At 60.5% G+C, this 17,704-nt stretch carries 18 protein-coding genes; 13 read left to right on the top strand and 5 right to left on the bottom strand.

Annotated features, from left to right (window positions below; all coding sequences use genetic code 11):
• Positions 1 to 26: 26 nt before the first annotated feature.
• From nth to metG, 3 genes are all read right to left on the bottom strand, one after another.
• Complete coding sequence (nth, locus tag B348_RS0122425) at positions 27 to 665, bottom strand: endonuclease III (protein ID WP_017738281.1); 639 nt, start codon at positions 663 to 665, stop codon at positions 27 to 29.
• 93 nt (positions 666 to 758) lie between these two features.
• The gene (rsxB, locus tag B348_RS0122420) at positions 759 to 1,952 is read right to left on the bottom strand and encodes an electron transport complex subunit RsxB (RefSeq protein WP_256204492.1); all 1,194 of its coding nucleotides are present in this window, start codon (positions 1,950 to 1,952) and stop codon (positions 759 to 761) included.
• 83 nt (positions 1,953 to 2,035) lie between these two features.
• Positions 2,036 to 4,087 (bottom strand): methionine--tRNA ligase, encoded by a 2,052-nt coding sequence (gene metG, locus B348_RS0122415; RefSeq protein WP_017738279.1) that lies wholly within the window; start codon positions 4,085 to 4,087, stop codon positions 2,036 to 2,038.
• Positions 4,088 to 4,259: 172 nt separating this feature from the next.
• Here metG and apbC point away from each other — a divergent pair, with 172 nt between their 5' ends.
• Entirely contained in the window at positions 4,260 to 5,354 is a 1,095-nt protein-coding gene (gene apbC, locus B348_RS0122405) for an iron-sulfur cluster carrier protein ApbC (RefSeq protein WP_017738277.1), read from the top strand.
• Between the two features lie 486 nt (positions 5,355 to 5,840).
• On the opposite strand, the gene fdxA is transcribed toward apbC, so the two are convergent.
• Positions 5,841 to 6,164: a ferredoxin FdxA gene (gene fdxA / locus B348_RS0122400; protein ID WP_017738276.1), complete on the bottom strand. Its 324-nt coding sequence runs from the start codon at positions 6,162 to 6,164 to the stop codon at positions 5,841 to 5,843.
• Positions 6,165 to 6,307: 143 nt separating this feature from the next.
• Complete coding sequence (mutS, locus tag B348_RS0122395) at positions 6,308 to 8,899, bottom strand: DNA mismatch repair protein MutS (protein WP_026136990.1); 2,592 nt, start codon at positions 8,897 to 8,899, stop codon at positions 6,308 to 6,310.
• Between the two features lie 198 nt (positions 8,900 to 9,097).
• On the opposite strand from mutS, the gene B348_RS0122390 reads away from it, so the two are divergent.
• The 12 genes from B348_RS0122390 (at position 9,098) to B348_RS0122330 (ending at position 17,662) form a co-directional block, all read left to right on the top strand.
• Positions 9,098 to 9,832, top strand: coding sequence for an XRE family transcriptional regulator (locus tag B348_RS0122390; protein ID WP_026136989.1), 735 nt, complete (start codon positions 9,098 to 9,100; stop codon positions 9,830 to 9,832).
• A 595-nt stretch (positions 9,833 to 10,427) separates the two neighbouring features.
• Complete coding sequence (locus B348_RS0122380) at positions 10,428 to 10,757, top strand: phage holin family protein (RefSeq protein ID WP_017738272.1); 330 nt, start codon at positions 10,428 to 10,430, stop codon at positions 10,755 to 10,757.
• A gap of 21 nt (positions 10,758 to 10,778) precedes the next feature.
• Positions 10,779 to 11,294 (top strand): hypothetical protein, encoded by a 516-nt coding sequence (locus tag B348_RS0122375; protein WP_017738271.1) that lies wholly within the window; start codon positions 10,779 to 10,781, stop codon positions 11,292 to 11,294.
• Positions 11,295 to 11,297: 3 nt separating this feature from the next.
• The gene (locus B348_RS0122370) at positions 11,298 to 11,909 is read left to right on the top strand and encodes a phage baseplate assembly protein V (RefSeq protein WP_017738270.1); all 612 of its coding nucleotides are present in this window, start codon (positions 11,298 to 11,300) and stop codon (positions 11,907 to 11,909) included.
• Positions 11,910 to 11,918: 9 nt separating this feature from the next.
• On the top strand, positions 11,919 to 12,251 hold the full coding sequence (locus B348_RS0122365) for a phage baseplate protein (protein WP_017738269.1): 333 nt from the start codon (positions 11,919 to 11,921) through the stop codon (positions 12,249 to 12,251).
• A complete protein-coding gene (locus tag B348_RS0122360; RefSeq protein WP_017738268.1) occupies positions 12,248 to 13,243 on the top strand; it encodes a baseplate J/gp47 family protein in 996 nt (331 codons plus the stop codon). Before B348_RS0122365 ends, B348_RS0122360 begins: the two co-directional genes overlap by 4 nt.
• The gene (locus tag B348_RS0122355; protein ID WP_017738267.1) at positions 13,240 to 13,869 is read left to right on the top strand and encodes a phage tail protein I; all 630 of its coding nucleotides are present in this window, start codon (positions 13,240 to 13,242) and stop codon (positions 13,867 to 13,869) included. The genes B348_RS0122360 and B348_RS0122355 overlap by 4 nt, the downstream gene beginning before the upstream one ends.
• Positions 13,870 to 15,312, top strand: a complete 1,443-nt coding sequence (locus tag B348_RS1000000130535; protein ID WP_017738266.1) for a phage tail protein — start codon at positions 13,870 to 13,872, stop codon at positions 15,310 to 15,312.
• A 9-nt stretch (positions 15,313 to 15,321) separates the two neighbouring features.
• Entirely contained in the window at positions 15,322 to 15,714 is a 393-nt protein-coding gene (locus B348_RS1000000131205) for a phage tail assembly chaperone (protein ID WP_026136988.1), read from the top strand.
• Positions 15,715 to 15,795: 81 nt separating this feature from the next.
• A complete protein-coding gene (locus B348_RS0122340; protein ID WP_017738263.1) occupies positions 15,796 to 15,987 on the top strand; it encodes a hypothetical protein in 192 nt (63 codons plus the stop codon).
• Between the two features lie 2 nt (positions 15,988 to 15,989).
• The gene (locus tag B348_RS0122335; RefSeq protein ID WP_017738262.1) at positions 15,990 to 17,156 is read left to right on the top strand and encodes a tail protein; all 1,167 of its coding nucleotides are present in this window, start codon (positions 15,990 to 15,992) and stop codon (positions 17,154 to 17,156) included.
• Positions 17,156 to 17,662 (top strand): phage major tail tube protein, encoded by a 507-nt coding sequence (locus B348_RS0122330; protein WP_017738261.1) that lies wholly within the window; start codon positions 17,156 to 17,158, stop codon positions 17,660 to 17,662. The genes B348_RS0122335 and B348_RS0122330 overlap by 1 nt, the downstream gene beginning before the upstream one ends.
• Positions 17,663 to 17,704 lie beyond the last annotated feature (42 nt).

Genomic DNA, 17,704 nt, shown 5'->3' with positions numbered 1-17,704 from the left:
CGATTGATCGAAAAAAACAATGATGCTCAATCGTCGGACGTCTTGTCCTTGTACTCACACAGGTCTTCGATGCGACAGCTGCCGCAGCGTGGCTTGCGCGCCTGGCAAACGTAACGCCCGTGCAGAATCAACCAGTGATGGGAATCGAGTAGATATGGCTTGGGCACGAACTTCATTAATTGAGCCTCCACTTCCACCACATTCTTGCCGCGGGCGATGCCGGTTCGGTTGCTGACCCGGAAAATGTGCGTGTCCACCGCCATGGTCAACTGCCGAAATGCCGTGTTGAGCACGACATTGGCGGTTTTTCGGCCGACACCGGGAAGGGCTTCCAGGGCTTCGCGCGTTTGCGGCACTTCGCTGCCGTGCAACTCCACCAGCATTCGGCAGGTTTCAATGACATTTTTGGCCTTGCTGTTGTACAGGCCAATCGTCTTGATGTATTCGGACAACCCATCGACGCCCAGGGCGTGGATCGCTTCCGGTGTATTGGCCACCGGGTACAGCTTGGCCGTGGCCTTGTTGACGCCAACGTCAGTGGATTGCGCCGACAGGATCACCGCAATCAGCAACTCGAACGGTGACGAGTAGGCCAGTTCGGTTTTCGGTTCTGGATTGTCCTCGTGAAACCTGCGGAAAATTTCCAGGCGTTTTACGGCGTTCATGGGGCAGGCAATTCCTTGCAGACGGTCGGCGTAATGGTGAAAAGTGATCCCAGGCGCGGAGCCCTATAGGCAACAACCTCAATAGGATAGAGGTCAGGCGCTGACATGGGTATCGACCTGGCGCTGCACCTCTTCCAGTTTGTGTTGCGCCGCAGCCAGCACTACTGTGTCGACGCCCGGTTGGCGCTGTAGCTTGCTGACCTCCGCGCGGGCGTAGGCCAGGGCGGTTTTCAGCTGGCGCAGTCGGGCGTCTATGGGGCGTTTTTCCACGCGCTGCAAGTCGGGGCGGGGTTGCTCGGAGGTCGCCTCGACGTCATGCAGGGCTTGCTCGGCAGCGGTTAATGCCGCGCTGAGCGTTGCCAGCTGTTGCGCGTCGGCGCACTGCTCTTGAGCCTTCTTCAACTCGGCGCGCCGCATGGCCAGCTGGATTTTCGCGCGCTTGAGCTCAGGGTCTTTGTTGGCAGGGAGCGGCGGCGGACTGCTGGCTTCCAGCGCTGTGAGTGCTTGCTCCGCGGCTTCGAACTGGTGTTGCAGGATGATCAGTTGCGATTGTTGCTCAAACGTTGGCGGATGGCCGAAAGCTTTCAGGGATTTGTGCAGCTGCGCACGGCTCATGGCGACGCCGATCTTGGCTTTCTTGATCGCTGCATCCGAGGCGGCTTGCCCTGCATCTGCGGGTGCAGCTTGCGTCGGCACCACGCGCTTGGCCCGTGCCAGGCGTTCTGCCAGCTGGCGCTGTTCCTCCTGCTGCAAACGCGCGTTGCGCTGTTCATAACGCCGCCGCGCCCGGTCACGCTTGAGGCTGCGTTCGTGGTGCTCGTGTTCGCTGGCCGTCAATCCGCCCACCATTGGCACCAGGTCGACCAGCGGCCGCATATCGATGCAGTCGACCGGGCAAGGCGCCACGCACAGGTCACAGCCCGTGCACTCGTCGCTGATCACCGTGTGCATGAGCTTGGCAGCACCGACGATCGCATCCACCGGGCACGCCTGGATACATTTGGTGCAGCCGATGCACTCCGCTTCGCGGATGTAGGCAACCTGGGCTGGTGCTTCGCCACGGCTGGTGTCCAGCGTCAGCACGGGGACGCTCAGCAGGTGGGCCAGGCCGACGATCGTCTCCTGACCACCCGGCGGGCACTTGTTGATGTCCTCGCCTTTAGCGATGCCTTCGGCGTATGGCCTGCAGCCCGGGTGCCCGCATTTGCCGCATTGGGTCTGCGGCAGCAGCGCGTCGATACGTTGAATGAGGTTCATGCTGGGATCATTGGCATGCCGGCTAGACAAACAGAACTTGATTATCCGACAAGCGAGAAGAGGGGACTAGCTGAAAAGCCCCGTCGCCGAAGCGACAGGGCTGTTGTGCAGGCTTACTTGATGCGTTGGCCTGGCTTGGCGCCGCTGTCAGGGCTCAGCAGGTAGATTTCTTCACCGCCAGGGCCTGCCGCCATCACCATGCCTTCGGAAATACCGAATTTCATTTTCCGTGGCTTGAGGTTGGCAATCATCATGGTCAGGCGACCATCCAGCTTGGACGGGTCCGGATAGGCGCTCTTGATCCCGGAGAACACGTTGCGTTGCTCGTCACCGATATCCAGTGTCAGGCGCAGCAGCTTGTCGGCACCTTCCACGGCTTCGGCCTTGATGATCAGCGCGACACGCAGATCCACGGCGGCGAAAGCGTCAAAGTCGATTTCCGGGGAAAGCGGGTCTTTGGCCAGTTCACCATTGCCAGCGGGTGCAGTCGAACCAGTGTCGGTCTGGCTGGCGACCAGGTCTTCTTTCGAAGCGTCGGTCATGGCCTGGACTTTGACCGGGTCGATCCGGGTCATCAGCGGCTTGAACTCGTTCAGCTGGTGGTTGCTGAGCAGGCTGGCGTGGTCGTTCCAGGTCAGCGGCGCGACGTTGAGGAACGCTTCGGCGTCGGCGGCCAGCAATGGCAGCACCGGCTTGAGGAAGATCACCAGCTGGCGGAACAGGTTGACGCCCGTGGCGCAGATCGCCTGGACTTCAGCCTGCTTGCCTTCCTGTTTGTTCAACGACCACGGTGCCTTGTCGGCGATCCAGGCGTTGGCGCGGTCGGCCAGGCCCATGATTTCGCGCATGGCGCGGGCAAAGTCACGGGCCTCGTAGGCGTCGGCGATGCTTGGCGCGGCGGCCAGGAACGCGTCGGTCAGCTCTGGCGCAGCGTTCTCGGCCACCAGCACACCGGCGTTGCCCTTGTGGATGAACCCGGCGCAACGGCTGGCGATGTTGACGACTTTGCCCACGAGGTCCGAGTTGACCTTCTGTACGAAGTCTTCCAGGTTCAGGTCCAGGTCATCGACGCCACGGCCCAGCTTGGAGGCGTAGTAGTAGCGCAGGTATTCCGGCGACAGGTGGTCCAGGTAGGTGCGCGCCTTGATAAAGGTGCCACGGGACTTGGACATCTTCTGGCCGTTGACCGTCAGGTAGCCGTGCACCGCGATGCCGGTCGGCTTGCGGTAGCCCGAACCTTCCAGCATGGCTGGCCAGAACAGGGCGTGGAAGTTGACGATGTCCTTGCCGATGAAGTGGTAAAGCTCGGCCGTGGAGTCCTTGTTCCAGAACGCGTCGAAGTCCAGCTCAGGCGTGCGATCGCACAGGTTCTTGAAGCTGGCCATGTAGCCGATCGGCGCATCCAGCCACACATAGAAGTATTTGCCCGGCTCACCCGGGATCTCGAAGCCGAAGTACGGCGCATCGCGGGAGATATCCCACTGTTGCAGGCCGCTGTCGAGCCATTCGGCGAGTTTGTTGGCCACGGCATCCTGCAGGGTGCCGCTGCGGGTCCAGGTTTGCAGCATCTGCTGGAAATCCGGGAGCTTGAAGAAGAAGTGCTGGGAATCCCGGAGTACCGGAGTGGCACCGGAGATAGCCGACTTCGGATCCTTCAATTCAGTCGGCGCATAGGTTGCACCGCATTTTTCGCAGTTGTCGCCGTACTGGTCTTCGGTGCCGCATTTCGGGCAGGTGCCCTTGATGAAGCGGTCGGCCAGGAACATTTTCTTTTCCGGGTCGAAATACTGGGTGACCGACCGCTGGTCGATATGCCCGGCGTCCTTCAACCGCAGGTAGATCTGGCTCGACAGCTCGCGGTTTTCTTCGGAGTGGGTCGAGTGGAAGTTGTCGAAGTCCACCAGGAACTCGGCAAAGTCGGCGCTGTGTTCAGCCTGCACGTTGGCGATCAGTTGTTCCGGGGTGATGCCTTCCTTTTCGGCGCGCAACATGATGGCCGAACCGTGGGCGTCGTCCGCGCAGACATAGATGCATTGGTTGCCGCGATGCTTCTGGAAGCGCACCCACATATCGGTCTGGATGTACTCAAGCATATGGCCAAGATGGATGGAACCATTGGCATAGGGCAGGGCGCTGGTGACGAGGATCTTGCGTGGCTCGGACATGGGGCTCGGCTACTTGATGAAACGGAGGTCGGCCACTATAAAGCGCCGGGAAATATATTTCACCCCGTGGAGCTGTTTCAGCATCTTCCCGGCCTGCGAAAGCATGCCGCTGACCGGCGGGAACGGTTAGGATAGCCGCCTGTTTCAGTCAGTCTTTTTTCGGGAGTAGCCCATGAGCGCCGTCAATCGCGCAGCGGTGGAAGCCGTTCTTCGCCAGTACACCGACCCTTATTTGAACCAGGACCCGGTCAGTGCCGGCTGTGTACGTGCCATCGAGGTACAGGGCGACCACGTGTCGGTCCAGCTGGAGCTGGGCTATGCCGCAGGCCTGTTCAAGAACGGCTGGGCGCAGATGCTGCAAATGGCCATCGAAGGCCTCGACGGCGTGCGTTCGGCCAAGGTCGAGATCCAGTGCGTGATTGCGCCGCACAAGGCCCAGGCGCAGATCCCGGGGCTGGCCAACGTCAAGAACGTCGTCGCCGTCGCTTCCGGCAAGGGTGGCGTGGGCAAATCCACCACTGCGGCCAACCTGGCCTTGGCGCTGGCCCGTGAAGGTGCCCGCGTGGGCATTCTCGACGCCGACATCTACGGCCCGAGCCAGGGTGTGATGTTCGGCATCGCCGAAGGCACGCGGCCCAAGGTCAAGGATCAGAAGTGGTTCGTGCCGATCGAGTCCCACGGGGTGGAAGTCATGTCCATGGCCTTCCTCACCGACGACAACACGCCGATGGTCTGGCGCGGGCCGATGGTCTCCGGGGCCCTGCTGCAACTGGTCACCCAGACGGCCTGGGGCGATTTGGACTATCTGGTGATCGACATGCCGCCAGGCACCGGTGATATCCAGCTGACCCTGGCACAGAAAGTCCCGGTGGCCGGTTCGGTGATCGTCACGACGCCGCAGGACCTGGCCCTGCTCGATGCCAAGAAAGGCGTGGAGATGTTCCGCAAGGTCAATATCCCGGTGCTGGGTGTTGTCGAGAACATGGCGGTGCACATCTGCTCCAACTGCGGCCACGCCGAGCATCTGTTCGGTGAAGGTGGCGGTGAGAAACTGGCCACTCAATACGGTGTTGAACTGCTGGCCTCGCTGCCGCTGTCGATGCTGATTCGCGAGCAGGCTGACGGCGGCAAGCCCACTGTTGTGGCCGAGCCTGACAGCCAGATCGCCATGATCTATCAGGAACTCGCCCGTCACGTGGGCGCACGCATCGTCTTGCAGGAAGCCGCGGCGCCGGCAATGCCGACGATTACTGTCAGCGACGACTAAGGGATGTGAAGGGAAAAAGCCTCGACAGTGTCGGGGCTTTTTCATGCCCGCAAGATGCCCAGGACGTGGCCGTTACGCTTTTGCGCAATTGCTCGTGTAAGCATTTGCTTACTTTTTCGTAAGTGTTTGGTTTTTTTACCGGACATGTACGTCCCGAAACGCTGAAGGTTTTTTATAAAACGTTGAAAAATAACAATTAATTAAATCTTGTTGAGGGCCTTTGTGTGTCAGTCCATGGGTTGGATCCCGTTGAACTTCCCTTGGAAGTCTCTAAGATCAGCCCTGTGTCCACGGATTGACACAGCCATCAAGGAACGATGGTTTGAAGGAACGTCGCAGGATGCGATTCATCAGGATGATGAAAAGGAATACAGGGACTAGGGAAAAAATGTGGGCGGGTCATACCGCCCCTTTTTTTGCCTGCAAAAAAGTCCCCGGACGCAAAAAAGGCCCCTAAGGGCCTTTTTTTGTTTGGCGGCGGCGCTGTTAGCGCTCGAGGTCTTTGATCTTGCCTTTGACGCCATCCCACTCTGCTGCATCCGGCAGCGAGTCTTTCTTCTCAGTGATGTTTGGCCAGATTTCCGCCAGCTCGACGTTCAACTGAATAAATTCCTGCATCTCTGCCGGGACTTCGTCCTCGGAGAAAATCGCGACGGCCGGGCATTCTGGTTCACACAGGGCGCAGTCGATGCACTCATCCGGGTGGATGACCAGGAAGTTCGGGCCTTCGTAGAAGCAGTCCACCGGACATACTTCCACGCAGTCGGTGTACTTGCACTTGATGCAGTTGTCGGTGACGACGAAGGTCATTTCTAATTCTCTCCTCAGGCGGCGGCAGCGAAACCCTTTGTGGCAGGGCTCGCGAGGTTCGGGAGCGATAGTCTGCAGGCCAGGCTAAAAAGCCCGCAGCATCCCAAACCGCGCGAGAGTCTACCAGCTTGCAAGCGTCAGCGTTATATCCGAACCTTCAGTGCATATAACATTTCGAGCGCTTTACGCGGCGTCAAGTCATCCAGGTCAAGTTTTGCCAACTCTTCCAGCACCGGATGGGGCAGGGTGGCGAACATATCGCTCTGGTGAGGTGCTGCACTTTTGCTCGCGGCCTTGGCTGGGCTGGCGACCACGGTTTCATGGGGCAATGCCGTGGTTTCCAGGCGGCTGAGGTGCTCGCGGGCGCGGCTGATCACGATGTTCGGCACGCCGGCCAACTGCGCCACCGCCAAGCCGTAACTCTGGCTGGCCGGCCCTGGCAGCACATGGTGCAGGAACACGATGCGCTCGTTGTGCTCGGTGGCATTGAGATGCACGTTGGCTACCAGCGGTTCGCTTTCCGGCAACACGGTCAGTTCGAAATAGTGGGTAGCGAACAGCGTATAGGCACGCAGGTGCGCCAAACGCTCGGCCGCCGCCCAGGCCAGGGACAGGCCGTCGAAAGTGCTCGTGCCGCGACCGACTTCGTCCATCAGCACCAGGCTGCGCTCGGTGGCGTTGTGCAGGATGTTGGCGGTTTCGCTCATTTCCACCATAAAGGTCGAACGGCCGCCGGCCAGATCATCGCTGGAACCGATCCGCGTGAAAATCCGGTCCACCAGGGACAGCTCGCAACTGGCCGCCGGCACAAAGCTGCCGATATGCGCCAGCAGCACGATCAACGCGGTCTGACGCATGTAGGTGGATTTACCGCCCATGTTCGGACCGGTGATCACCAGCATGCGGGTGTCATCGTCCAGCGACAGGTCGTTGGCGACGAACGGCGTCGTCAGCACTTGCTCCACCACCGGGTGACGGCCCTGCACAATGCGCATGCACGGCTCGCTGACAAAACGCGGGCAGTTCAGGTCAAGGTTCAACGCACGCTCGGCGAGGTTGCTCAGTACATCCAGCTCGGCCAGGGCGGCGGCGGTGTCTTGCAACGGCGCCAGTTGGCCGATGAGGTCCTCGAGCAGGGCTTCATACAGCATCTTTTCCCGCGCCAGCGCACGGCTCTTGGCCGACAGCGCCTTGTCTTCGAACTCCTTGAGCTCCGGCGTGATAAAGCGCTCGGCACCTTTGAGGGTCTGGCGGCGTTGATAGTCGATAGGCGCCGACTCAGCCTGCTTGCTCGGCAATTCGATGAAGTAGCCGTGTACGCGGTTGTAGCCGACTTTCAAGTTGGCCAGGCCGGTACGGGCTTTTTCGCGGGCTTCCAGGTCAATCAGGAACTGCCCGGCGTTTTCGCTGAGGGATTGCAGTTCGTCCAGCTCGCTGTCGTAACCGGTCTTCAACACGCCACCGTCACGGATAATCGCCGGCGGGTTGTCGATGATGGCTTTTTCCAGGAGTGCCGCCAGTTCCGGGTAGGTGCTGGTGGTCACGGCCAACTGTTGCAGGTGCGGCGTGTCCAGTTCGGTCATCGCCGCTTGCAGTTGCGGCAGGACGCCGAGGGCATCGCGCAGCCGCGCCAGGTCGCGGGGCCGCGCATTGCGCAGGCCAATCCGCGCGAGGATGCGCTCGATATCGCCGATTTCCTTCAACTGCGGTTGCAGCTTCTCGAAGCGGTAGCCGTCCAGCAGGCAGGTAATAGAAGACTGGCGCGCTTGCAGCACGCTCAAGTCCCGTAGCGGACGGTTCAGCCAACGGGTCAGCAAGCGGCTGCCCATGGCGGTCTGGCAACGGTCGACGACCGATTGCAGGGTGTTGTCGCGCCCGCCGGACAGGTTGGTGTCCAGCTCCAGGTTGCGCCGGCTGGCGCCATCCAGCACCACGGTATCGTCCAGGCGCTCATGGCGCAGGGCGCGCAAATGCGGCAGGGCGGTGCGCTGGGTTTCCTTGGCATAACCGAGCAGGCAACCGGCGGCGCCGATGGCCAGGGTCAGGGTTTCGCAACCAAAGCCCTTCAAGTCCTGCACGGAGAACTGTTGGCACAGGCTTTTCAGCGCCGAGTCACGCTCAAAATCCCACGGCGCACGGCGCTTGGCCCCACGACGTTTTTCCGCAGGCAGGTCCTTTGGCCAATCGTCCGGAATCAACAACTCCACCGGGTTGATACGTTCCAGCTCGGCCAGCAGGTTTTCCCAACCCTTGATCTCCAGCACAGTGAAATTGCCGCTGGTGATGTCCAGCACCGACAGGCCGAACAAACGCTCATCGCCCAGCACCGCGGCAATCAGGTTGTCGCGACGCTCATCCAGCAACGCCTCATCACTCACCGTCCCCGGCGTAATGATGCGCACCACCTGGCGTTCTACCGGCCCCTTGCTGGTGGCCGGGTCGCCGATCTGCTCACAGATCACCACCGACTCGCCCAGCTTCACCAGCTTGACCAGATAACCTTCCAACGAGTGGTAAGGAATCCCACACATCGGAATCGACTGCCCGGCCGATTGCCCACGGGCGGTCAGAGTGATGTCCAGCAGCTTGGCGGCCTTCTTCGCGTCTTCGTAGAAGATCTCGTAGAAGTCGCCCATGCGATAGAACATCAACTGATCAGGGTGCTGGTTCTTGAGGCGCCAGTACTGCTGCATCATCGGGGTGTGGGAGGACAAGTCGGAAGTGTTTTTACTCATTGGGTAGTAGGCAAATTCGTTAAAAGGAGTGGGGCAAAGGGGGCGCTTGGCCCTGCTGATTTTGCGATGGCGGCAAGGTTAACACGCGAGGTCGGGGCTTCGCAGGTCGCAAGCGGATAGGTATACAGGTGCTAAGAATGCAAAAAATATGCGGATTAGCATTTGCCAACCCAAAAAACTCCCGTCACTATCCGCGCTATGCAAAAACGCAATGTTTCTATCGTCTTACGAGAACTGCTGGACCGCGACCGGATCTCCCCCATGGAGCTTCACCGGCGCACCGGCGTGCCTCAATCCACGCTGTCCCGGATCCTCAACGGCAAGATTGTCGACCCCTCGGACAAGCACATCTCCCGCATCGCCGAGTACTTTCGCGTCAGCACCGACCAACTGCGCGGACGCGTAGCCATCGGCGCCTTGCGCGAAGACCTGCGTGACCCGACCCATTCGGAACTCAAGGACATCAGCCTGTGGGACGATGACACCCCCGTGAATGATGACGAGGTGTCGATCCCTTTTCTGCGCGAGGTTGAATTGGCTGCTGGATCAGGAAGATTCGTCATCGAGGAAAGTGAAAAGGCCAGCCTGCGCTTTGGCAAGCGCAGTCTGCGGCATAACGGTGTGCAGTTTGACCAGGCCAAGTGCGTGACCGTGCGTGGCAACAGCATGCTGCCCGTGCTGCGTGATGGGGCGACGGTTGGGGTCAATGCGGGCAAGAGCGGGATTGGCGATATCGTCGATGGTGATTTGTACGCGATCAATCACAACGGCCAACTGCGGGTGAAACAGCTCTATCGCCTGCCTTCCGGGATTCGCCTGCGCAGTTTCAATCGTGATGAGCACCCGGACGAGGACTACAGTTTCCAGGACATCCAGGATGAGCAGATCAGCATCCTCGGCCATGTGTTCTGGTGGGGCATGTACGCCCGCTAACCACCTTAGGTAAGACAAAACCCGCCAATGCGCGGGTTTTTTTTCGCCTGGCAAAAAGCAGGCAGGCCCAGTGCCCGCAAGGGTTCTTATGCGATAGGGCATTAATCTCTACAAATAAATGCGTTAATGCATTGACTGTATATCCATACATGCATATTCTCCATCTCAAGCCAGCCAAGAAGGCCTGGTGGAGGCAGCAAGGATGCTGCCAAGGAAGACAAGGAAGGCACGCAACATCGGCATGGAAGCCATCACAGCGATGGCAAGGACGCCAGGCAACACCGGCAAGGATGCCGACGCTCTTTAGTTACACCGCATGACAAGAACAGGCAGCGATGAACCGGCCTCAACGGTTCAGAGGGTTGGCAACTGACCCGGGTGTGCAGCGTAAAGCACCAGAAGCAGTTATCCGGCGGACAGGGATCGTGGTCGGAAAAACATCGAGGGAAGAACCGTACCGCGCCAGTAGCGCCGACAGTTCGCGGGACGCATTACTGAAAAGCCTGGGCAGCCGGGCTTTTTGGAATGCCAACCGACACACGGAAGTATCCAAACCCCGGCACTGTGCCGGCATTGCTCAGCCAGGAGGCGTGACATGACAAACGAGCAGCAAGCGTTAGCGGAAATGCCGATCTGGCTGGTGATCGTACTGGCCCTGATCGGCGGGGTCAGCGGTGAAATGTGGCGCGCCGACAAGGAGGGCGCCCGGGGCTGGTCGCTGGTACGCCGCCTGGCCTTGCGGTCTGGGGCGTGCATGGTCTGCGGGGTCTCGGCCGTGATGCTGTTGTACGCCGCCGGCCTGTCGGTCTGGACCGCCGCCGCACTGGGGTGCCTGACCGCGATGGCCGGCGCAGACGTGGCCATCGGCCTTTATGAACGTTGGGCGGCCAAGCGTATCGGCGTCAACCGCCCGGATCAGCAGTAACCGCTGCAAGGACGCAACAAGATGACCTCTATCGAAAAAACCTCCCAACTGCCCATGGCGATTGAGGACGCGCTGAAGAGCGCTTTCCCACAATTGCGTGTAGGTAATCACCAGGACTTCAGCGCCGCCGGCGACATGACCGGCGTGCTGATCAGCATGGAGCGCAATGGCCCTGGCGTGCGCTCCCTTGAGGGGCGCAAGGCGCATGTGCTGGCGGTTTCACTCAAGGTCACTGTCGCCAGCGGGGCCGCAGCGTTTGATGCCTGCGACCTGGCCAGCCAGCTGATGGACCTGGCCCTCGACAACCGCTGGGGCCTGCCGCCGGATCAGTGCGATTTACCGGTCGCTATCGTCGCGGCCCCTTCCGTGCCAACCGGCACGGAAACGGACTACGACACCTGGACCGTGTCCTTCAGCCAAACCCTCTACCTCGGCCCGCGCCTCCTCGAAGATCCCACCGGCAAACCGTTATTTGCCCGCACCTGGGAAGTCTCCGACATCAACGACCCGGATCAATATCGTCCACTTCAGGAGTAGTCCATGTTCGACGCATTGCTGCGCATGCAACTCGGGCCGATTGTCGAGCGCCTGGTGGACATGGAAGCCCAGCTCGAAGACCTCTACCGACGTGCGGAAAGCTTCTGCCGGATTGGCGTGTGCCAGGAGGTCGACGCCGCCAGCAACACCTGCAAGGTCAGTCATGGCGATTTGTTCAGCCCGGCCATCCGTTTTTTCAACCCCAGCGCCGGTTCGCAGACTGAAACCCGCATTCCCTCGGTGGGTGAGCAGTGCCTGTTGCTCAACTACGGCGGTGGCGAAGGCGGAGCACAATCCGTGGCCTTGTTCGGCCTCAACAGTAGCCTGTTTCCGCCGGTGTCCGGCGTGGCCTCGCTGACCCGGCGTCGGTATCAGGACGGCACCCAAAGCGACTATGACGATGCCAGCCATACGTTCAATTGGAGCAACGGGCCGACCACCGTCAGCGGTTCCCGTGAACAGCTGAACGTGACTGTCGGCGCCGCCACGCTGACGCTGACCCAAGACAGCATCACCCTGCAACTCGGCGCCAGCGGCTTGCTGCTGGATGCCGCCGGCGTGCATTTGAGCGGCCCGGTGGTGGACCACCACGGCCGCGTGATCAGCAGCGCATAAGGATTTTCCATGATCGGAATCGATAGGAACAGCGGGGCAGCGGTCGACGACTGGCTGCAATTCGTCCAGCGTGCCACCCGAGCGCTGACCACCCCCGTGGGCACTCGCCAGAAGCGCCCGTTGTACGGCTCGAAGATCCCGCAATTGCTCGGCCAGAACCTCGGCGACGACCTGTTGATCCTCGCCCAGAGCCACGCCGCCGACGCGTTCTACAACGCGCAGAACGGCATCACCGACTTTCAACCCCAGGTCATCGTCGCGACCCGCCAGGGCGCCGGCTTGTTACTGCGTTTTGCCGGCACCTGGAAAAACCGCCAACAATCCTTCGAGGTCGTCACATGAGCATGCTGATCCCTGGCCAGAACCAACTGGCGGAACCGGCGATTATCGCGGTCGATGCGTTCGAGCCGTTGCTGGCTGAATTCAAGGCGTTCGTCGTCGACTATGTGGCCACCCGCGCGCCGCAGAGCGCGGCCAAGCTCCAACTCAGCCTCGACAATGAAAGCGAGCTGCTGACCCTGGCCCTGGAAGCGTTTTGCGTACGCCTGCAAACCCACGAACGCCAATACAATGCGCGCATCAAGCAGATGCTGGCGTGGTGGGCCACCGGCAGCAACCTGGATGCGCGCCTCGCGGACATGGGCCTGGAGCGCCAGGTGCTCGACCCCGGTGACCCGGCGGCTTTCCCGCCTGTGCCGCCGACGCTGGAAAGCGACGATGACGCTCGCCTGCGCTATTACCTGGCTCCCCACGCCCCAGCGGCGGGCTCGCGCATGCAATATCGCCGCGAAGTGTTTACGTTGGGCGAACGGCCAGCGGTCAAGGTACAAAGCGCCGCGCCGGGCGTGGTGACGGTCAGCTACACCTTCAAGCCAGACGGCTATGCCGCGCGGATCAAGGATGGCAACGGTCGGCGTACCGCGCCTGGCGAGGTGATGGTCACCGTGCTCTCCCGGGACGGCGATGGCAGCGCCTCCGCCGATTTGCTTGACGGCGTGCGGCGACATTTCGCACGGCCCGATGTACGGCCGGAAACCGATCTGGTTACGGTCCAGGGCGCGCAGATCCAACGCTACAAGATCCGTGTGGTCGCCAAGATCAACGCGGGCCCCGATTCGGGGTTGACCCAGGTTGCCGCGCAACAGCTGCTGCAAACCTACGCCGATTCCTGTCATCGCCTGGAAGGTCGGGTCGATCCTAGCTGGATCGACTACGCCATCCACAGCGCCGGCGCTGCGCAACTGCAGATCCTTGAACCGCTGGCGCCGATCATCAGTTCGGCGTTCCAGGCCCCGTACTGCACGGGTGTCGAGGTGGAGGTGCGCACGCTATGAGTGAGCCCAAGACGAGCCTGTTGCCCGCCAACAGTTCACCACTGGAAAAGGCCTTGGACCTGGGCTTCGGCTACTTGCTGGAACGGGTCACGCCGCCGTTTCCCCAACTGATGGACCCGGATCGTACACCGGCGGCGTTTTTGCCCTACTTGGCAGCGGACCGTGCGGTGAACGAATGGAGCACCACCGCCCCCGAGGCGGAAAAGCGCCTGACCGTCAAACTCGCCTGGCCCACCGCTCGCCAGGCCGGCACTCGCCAAGCCCTGGAAAACGCCGTCAAAGGCCTGCGACTACGCCCCGAAGTGCGTGCCTGGTACGAGCAGAAACCGCGAGGTGTGCCCTACAGCTTTGCCGTCCGAGTCTGGACCGAATTGCCCTACAGCGAAGCCACTGACCTGCGACTCGATCGACGCTTGGCCGATGCCAAAAGTGAGCGCGACATCTTCTCGGTCTCTATCGGTTTGAGCGCTTCGGGTCGCCACAGCATCGGCGGTGCCACGCTGTGCGGCGAACTCACCACGATCTATCCAAACGTGCTGGCCGGCGTTGAGGCCACGGGCCGCGCCTGTCTGGCGGCCGGGCTCTACACCGTCGAAACCACCACCCTTTATCCACAGGAGCACTAAATGGCTGACTATTACACCCTGCTCACCAACGCGGGGATCGCCTACGAAACCGCCTGCAAGGCTGCTGGCGTGCCGATCAAACTGGCGCAGATCTCCGTCGGCGACGGCAACGGCGCTGTCTATAACCCTGATGCCAGCGCAAAAGCGCTGAAACGCGAAGTCTGGCGCGGGCCGTTGAACGCGCTGTTTCAAGATGAAAAAAACGCCAACTGGCTGATGGCTGAGGTCACCATCCCGTCAAATGTCGGCGGCTGGTATGTGCGGGAAGCCGGGCTGTGGACGGACAGCGGGATCTTGTATGCCATCGTCAAATACCCGGAGTCGTATAAACCGGTGTTGACGACGTCGGGGGCGGGCAAAGAGTTTTACATTCGCTCGATTTTCGAGACGACCAATGCCGCCAATGTGACGTTGTTGATTGATGACACGGTGGTGAAGGCGACTCGGGCGTGGGTGGTCGATTACCTGGCGCAGCAGTTGGCGAAGGGGTCGTATACCAAGGCGGAGATTGAGGCGTTGATCGCTAAGGCTTCAGCGTTGCCGGTCGGGGCGATGGTACCGTTTCCGCTTGGAATCGTGCCGTCGGGGTATCTGGAGGTGGATAACAGCCTGTTCAAGGATTCTGTTTATCCAGACTTGGCTGCGTATCTGGCGAAGAAATTCAACGTTGCGGGTGATGCAGCTGGGTTCACCCGGTTGCCGGAGTCGCGAGGGGAGTTTTTTCGGGGTTGGGATCATGGGCGGGGCGTGGATGCTGGGCGTGCAATTGCCAGTTTCCAGGCGGATGCGTTCAAGAACCACACCCATACGCCGCCCAATCAAACTGGCATCAGTTCTGCGGTTGGCGTCGCTGGCGTTAAGGCTCTCGGCGGTTCCGTTTTTGATTTCCTTCAGGACGTCGGGTACACCGGCGGTAATGAAACCCGTCCGCGCAACCTGGCGGTGATGTGGTGTATCAAGGCCTGGAGCGCGCCGATCAATCAGGGAACTATTAATGTTTCGGCGTTGGCGCCTTTGGCGGTTCAGGCGACGGAAATCAATCAAGGCACTGTGAAAGTTGCAACTCAGGCACAAGTGAATGCCGGGGTGGACGATGCAGTCGTTGTAACCCCCAAAAAACTGCGCGCCGGGTTTTCCATTTCACTCGGCATGCCTGGGCATATCGCATTTCCTTCTTGGCTGGGCGGGTTGGTTATCCAGTGGTTTAAAGGGCCCGTCAGCGGTCTTGAATCAGTCGCATATCCCGCGGTCAGTTTTCCTCTCGCATTTCCCAATGCATGTCTGATCTCTTCTGTCTCGACCATGGGTAATGACACGGTATTTTCTGACCAGATGTTCCAGGTAAGTAGCTGGAACAAAGAGACCGTCAAACTATTTCCTCAGTGGTTCGGTACCGCGAACCAAGGGCTTGTCTTTCCGCTGGTCATTGCAATCGGTTATTGAGGAGGTTTCATGTTTTATTCACCGTCCACCCACGGGCTTTACTCGTTGTCGCTGCATGGCAAAAACATGCCGGCCGATGTGATTGAAATGTCGGAGAAGGAGTATGCGGATCTTGGCGAACGGGGTTTCGCAATTTCGGATCCTGGTGTTTCTCCAACCCCTGAAGATGTTGTCGCTCGGGAACGAGCCTGGCGCGGTTATGAATTGTCGTCAGTGAAGTGGCTGCGGGAACGCCATCGCGATCAGCTTGAAATTGAAGTTGCTCCAACGCTCTCCGAGGGGCAGTTCAAAGAGCTGCTGGTTTATATGCAGGCGTTGCGTGACTGGCCTCAGTCGCCCGACTTTCCGAACAGTGAACATCGGCCTGTTGCACCGTCGTGGCTCGCCAGCCAAACCGAATAAACGCCCCGCACTGACGGGGCGTTTTCTTTCCTGATCCAGAACCCCGCCGCCTCGAGCGGCTTTTTTGTGCATGGAGTGCATATGCCCACCCGCCAAACCTACACCGTCCTCATCCCATTCCCCACCCACGCCGGCCACTGGTCTGTCGTCGGCGAGGAACTCGACCTGCTGGACGTCGAAGCAACCGCCTTGCGCACCGCTGGCCGTCTGGAACTGACCAGCGTCCTCAACGCCACCCCGGCCCCAAAGGCCACCACCGAGAAGGCTGACTAATCATGGCTGAGGTTTTGAACTTCGAGCACAACGGCATCACCGTCAACGCGACCGAATCCCCCGAGGCCATGGGTGGCCTGGGCGATAACGTGATCGGCCTGGTTGGCACTGCGCCAAAGGCCCACGCGTCGATCCCGAAAAATTCGCCGTTTCGTATCAACAGTTTCACCGCCCAGGCGTTGCTGGATCCTACCGGCAGCGAGTCTGGCACGTTGTTTCATGCGGTGTACCAGATCCTCAAGGTGGTGAAGGTGCCGGTCTACGTGGTGATCGTGGAGGAGGGCGCAACGGCGGCCGATACCCAGAATAACGTGATCGGCGGCGACGAGCCGGTCACCGGGCGCAAGCTGGGCCTGGCGGCACTGGCCAGCGTGCCGGAAGACCTGACCATCATCGGCGCCCCGGGCTTCACCGGCGTCAAGGCGGTGGCCGGTGAGTTCGCCGCCTTCGGCAAGCGCATCAAGGCCCGTGTGGTGCTGGATGGCAAGGACGTGGCGGTCGCCGGCCAAGTGACCTACAGCGGCGAACTGGGCGGTGCCGACCTTGGCTTCGACCGTTGCCTGCTGGTGCACAACATGCCGTCGGTGTACTCCAAGGCGGCGAAGAAGAATGTGTTCCTGGCGCCGTCGTCCCTGGCTATCGCCGCATTGGCCAAGGTCAAGCAGTGGGAAAGCCCGGGCAATCAGGTGACGTTCGCTGAGGATGTTTCCCGCGTGGTCGAGTACAACATCCTCGACACCTCCACCGAAGGCGACCTGCTCAACCGCTACGGCGTCAGCTACTACGCCCGCACCATCCTCGGCGGTTTCTCGCTGCTGGGTAACCGTTCCATCACCGGCAAGTTCATCAGCTATGTCGGCCTGGAAGATGCCATCAGCCGCAAGCTGGTCAAGGCCGGCCAGAAAGCCATGGCGAAGAACCTCACCAAGTCCTTCATGGACCAGGAGGTCAAGCGCATCAACGACTGGCTGCAAACCCTGGTCGCCGACGAAACCATCCCCGGCGGCAGCGTGTACCTGCACCCGGAATTGAACAGTGTCGAGAAGTACAAGAACGGCACCTGGTTCATCGTCATCGACTACGGCCGCTACGCGCCGAACGAACACATGATTTATCAACTCAACGCCCGCGATGAAATCATCGAGCAGTTCCTGGAGGACGTTCTCTAATGTTTACCAACCGAGTCAGACAGGCCATTGCGGCCACCCTTCAAGGCCTGCCGTTGTCCGCGACGGTGGAGGAATTCACCCCGCCGACGATCGAGTTCGAGATGGAGCCCATGTCCGGCGGGCGTTTTATCGCCGAGGAAATGGCCAAGAGCGGCAAGGTGCTCAATGCCACATTGATGCTGCAAGGCGCCGGCCCGGAAATCATGCTGGCCCTGGGTGTGCGCCTGGGTGACGACATCCTGCTGAACGTGCGCGAAGCCGGCCAGGACCAGGACGGCAAGACCTATTTCACCTACCACACGGTCGGCGGCAAGCTCAAATCCCTGGCGGAAGCCAAGCTGAAAATGGGCGACAAGGCCACCACCACCCTGGAGTTGTCCTGCCGCACCTACAACCGCCTGGAAAACGGCATCCCGGTGATCGACATCGACGTACGCACCCAGAAGTTCGTGCTCAACGGCGTCGATATCCTCGGCGATGCACGCCGCGCCGTGCTGATGCCTTAAGGCCGATCGAGTTCCCTGTGGGAGCCGGGCTTGCCCGCGATA

Origin of the sequence: Pseudomonas sp. CBZ-4, assembly GCF_000346755.1 — a bacterium.
Taxonomy (GTDB): Bacteria; Pseudomonadota; Gammaproteobacteria; order Pseudomonadales; family Pseudomonadaceae; genus Aquipseudomonas.
This window is presented reverse-complemented; position numbering and strand designations above follow the sequence as displayed.

Excerpts from the sequence above, each read along its gene's own strand:
- B348_RS0122365 (WP_017738269.1), top strand. The coding sequence starts at position 11,919 with ATGATCGGAATCGATAGGAACAGCGGGGCAGCGGTCGACGACTGGCTG.
- mutS (WP_026136990.1), bottom strand. The coding sequence starts at position 8,899 with ATGAGTAAAAACACTTCCGACTTGTCCTCCCACACCCCGATGATGCAG.
- B348_RS0122380 (WP_017738272.1), top strand. The coding sequence starts at position 10,428 with ATGACAAACGAGCAGCAAGCGTTAGCGGAAATGCCGATCTGGCTGGTG.
- B348_RS0122360 (WP_017738268.1), top strand. The coding sequence starts at position 12,248 with ATGAGCATGCTGATCCCTGGCCAGAACCAACTGGCGGAACCGGCGATT.
- B348_RS1000000130535 (WP_017738266.1), top strand. The coding sequence starts at position 13,870 with ATGGCTGACTATTACACCCTGCTCACCAACGCGGGGATCGCCTACGAA.
- B348_RS0122355 (WP_017738267.1), top strand. The coding sequence starts at position 13,240 with ATGAGTGAGCCCAAGACGAGCCTGTTGCCCGCCAACAGTTCACCACTG.
- B348_RS0122370 (WP_017738270.1), top strand. The coding sequence starts at position 11,298 with ATGTTCGACGCATTGCTGCGCATGCAACTCGGGCCGATTGTCGAGCGC.
- apbC (WP_017738277.1), top strand. The coding sequence starts at position 4,260 with ATGAGCGCCGTCAATCGCGCAGCGGTGGAAGCCGTTCTTCGCCAGTAC.
- B348_RS0122340 (WP_017738263.1), top strand. The coding sequence starts at position 15,796 with ATGCCCACCCGCCAAACCTACACCGTCCTCATCCCATTCCCCACCCAC.
- B348_RS1000000131205 (WP_026136988.1), top strand. The coding sequence starts at position 15,322 with ATGTTTTATTCACCGTCCACCCACGGGCTTTACTCGTTGTCGCTGCAT.
- B348_RS0122335 (WP_017738262.1), top strand. The coding sequence starts at position 15,990 with ATGGCTGAGGTTTTGAACTTCGAGCACAACGGCATCACCGTCAACGCG.
- fdxA (WP_017738276.1), bottom strand. The coding sequence starts at position 6,164 with ATGACCTTCGTCGTCACCGACAACTGCATCAAGTGCAAGTACACCGAC.
- metG (WP_017738279.1), bottom strand. The coding sequence starts at position 4,087 with ATGTCCGAGCCACGCAAGATCCTCGTCACCAGCGCCCTGCCCTATGCC.
- B348_RS0122390 (WP_026136989.1), top strand. The coding sequence starts at position 9,098 with ATGCAAAAACGCAATGTTTCTATCGTCTTACGAGAACTGCTGGACCGC.
- nth (WP_017738281.1), bottom strand. The coding sequence starts at position 665 with ATGAACGCCGTAAAACGCCTGGAAATTTTCCGCAGGTTTCACGAGGAC.
- B348_RS0122330 (WP_017738261.1), top strand. The coding sequence starts at position 17,156 with ATGTTTACCAACCGAGTCAGACAGGCCATTGCGGCCACCCTTCAAGGC.
- B348_RS0122375 (WP_017738271.1), top strand. The coding sequence starts at position 10,779 with ATGACCTCTATCGAAAAAACCTCCCAACTGCCCATGGCGATTGAGGAC.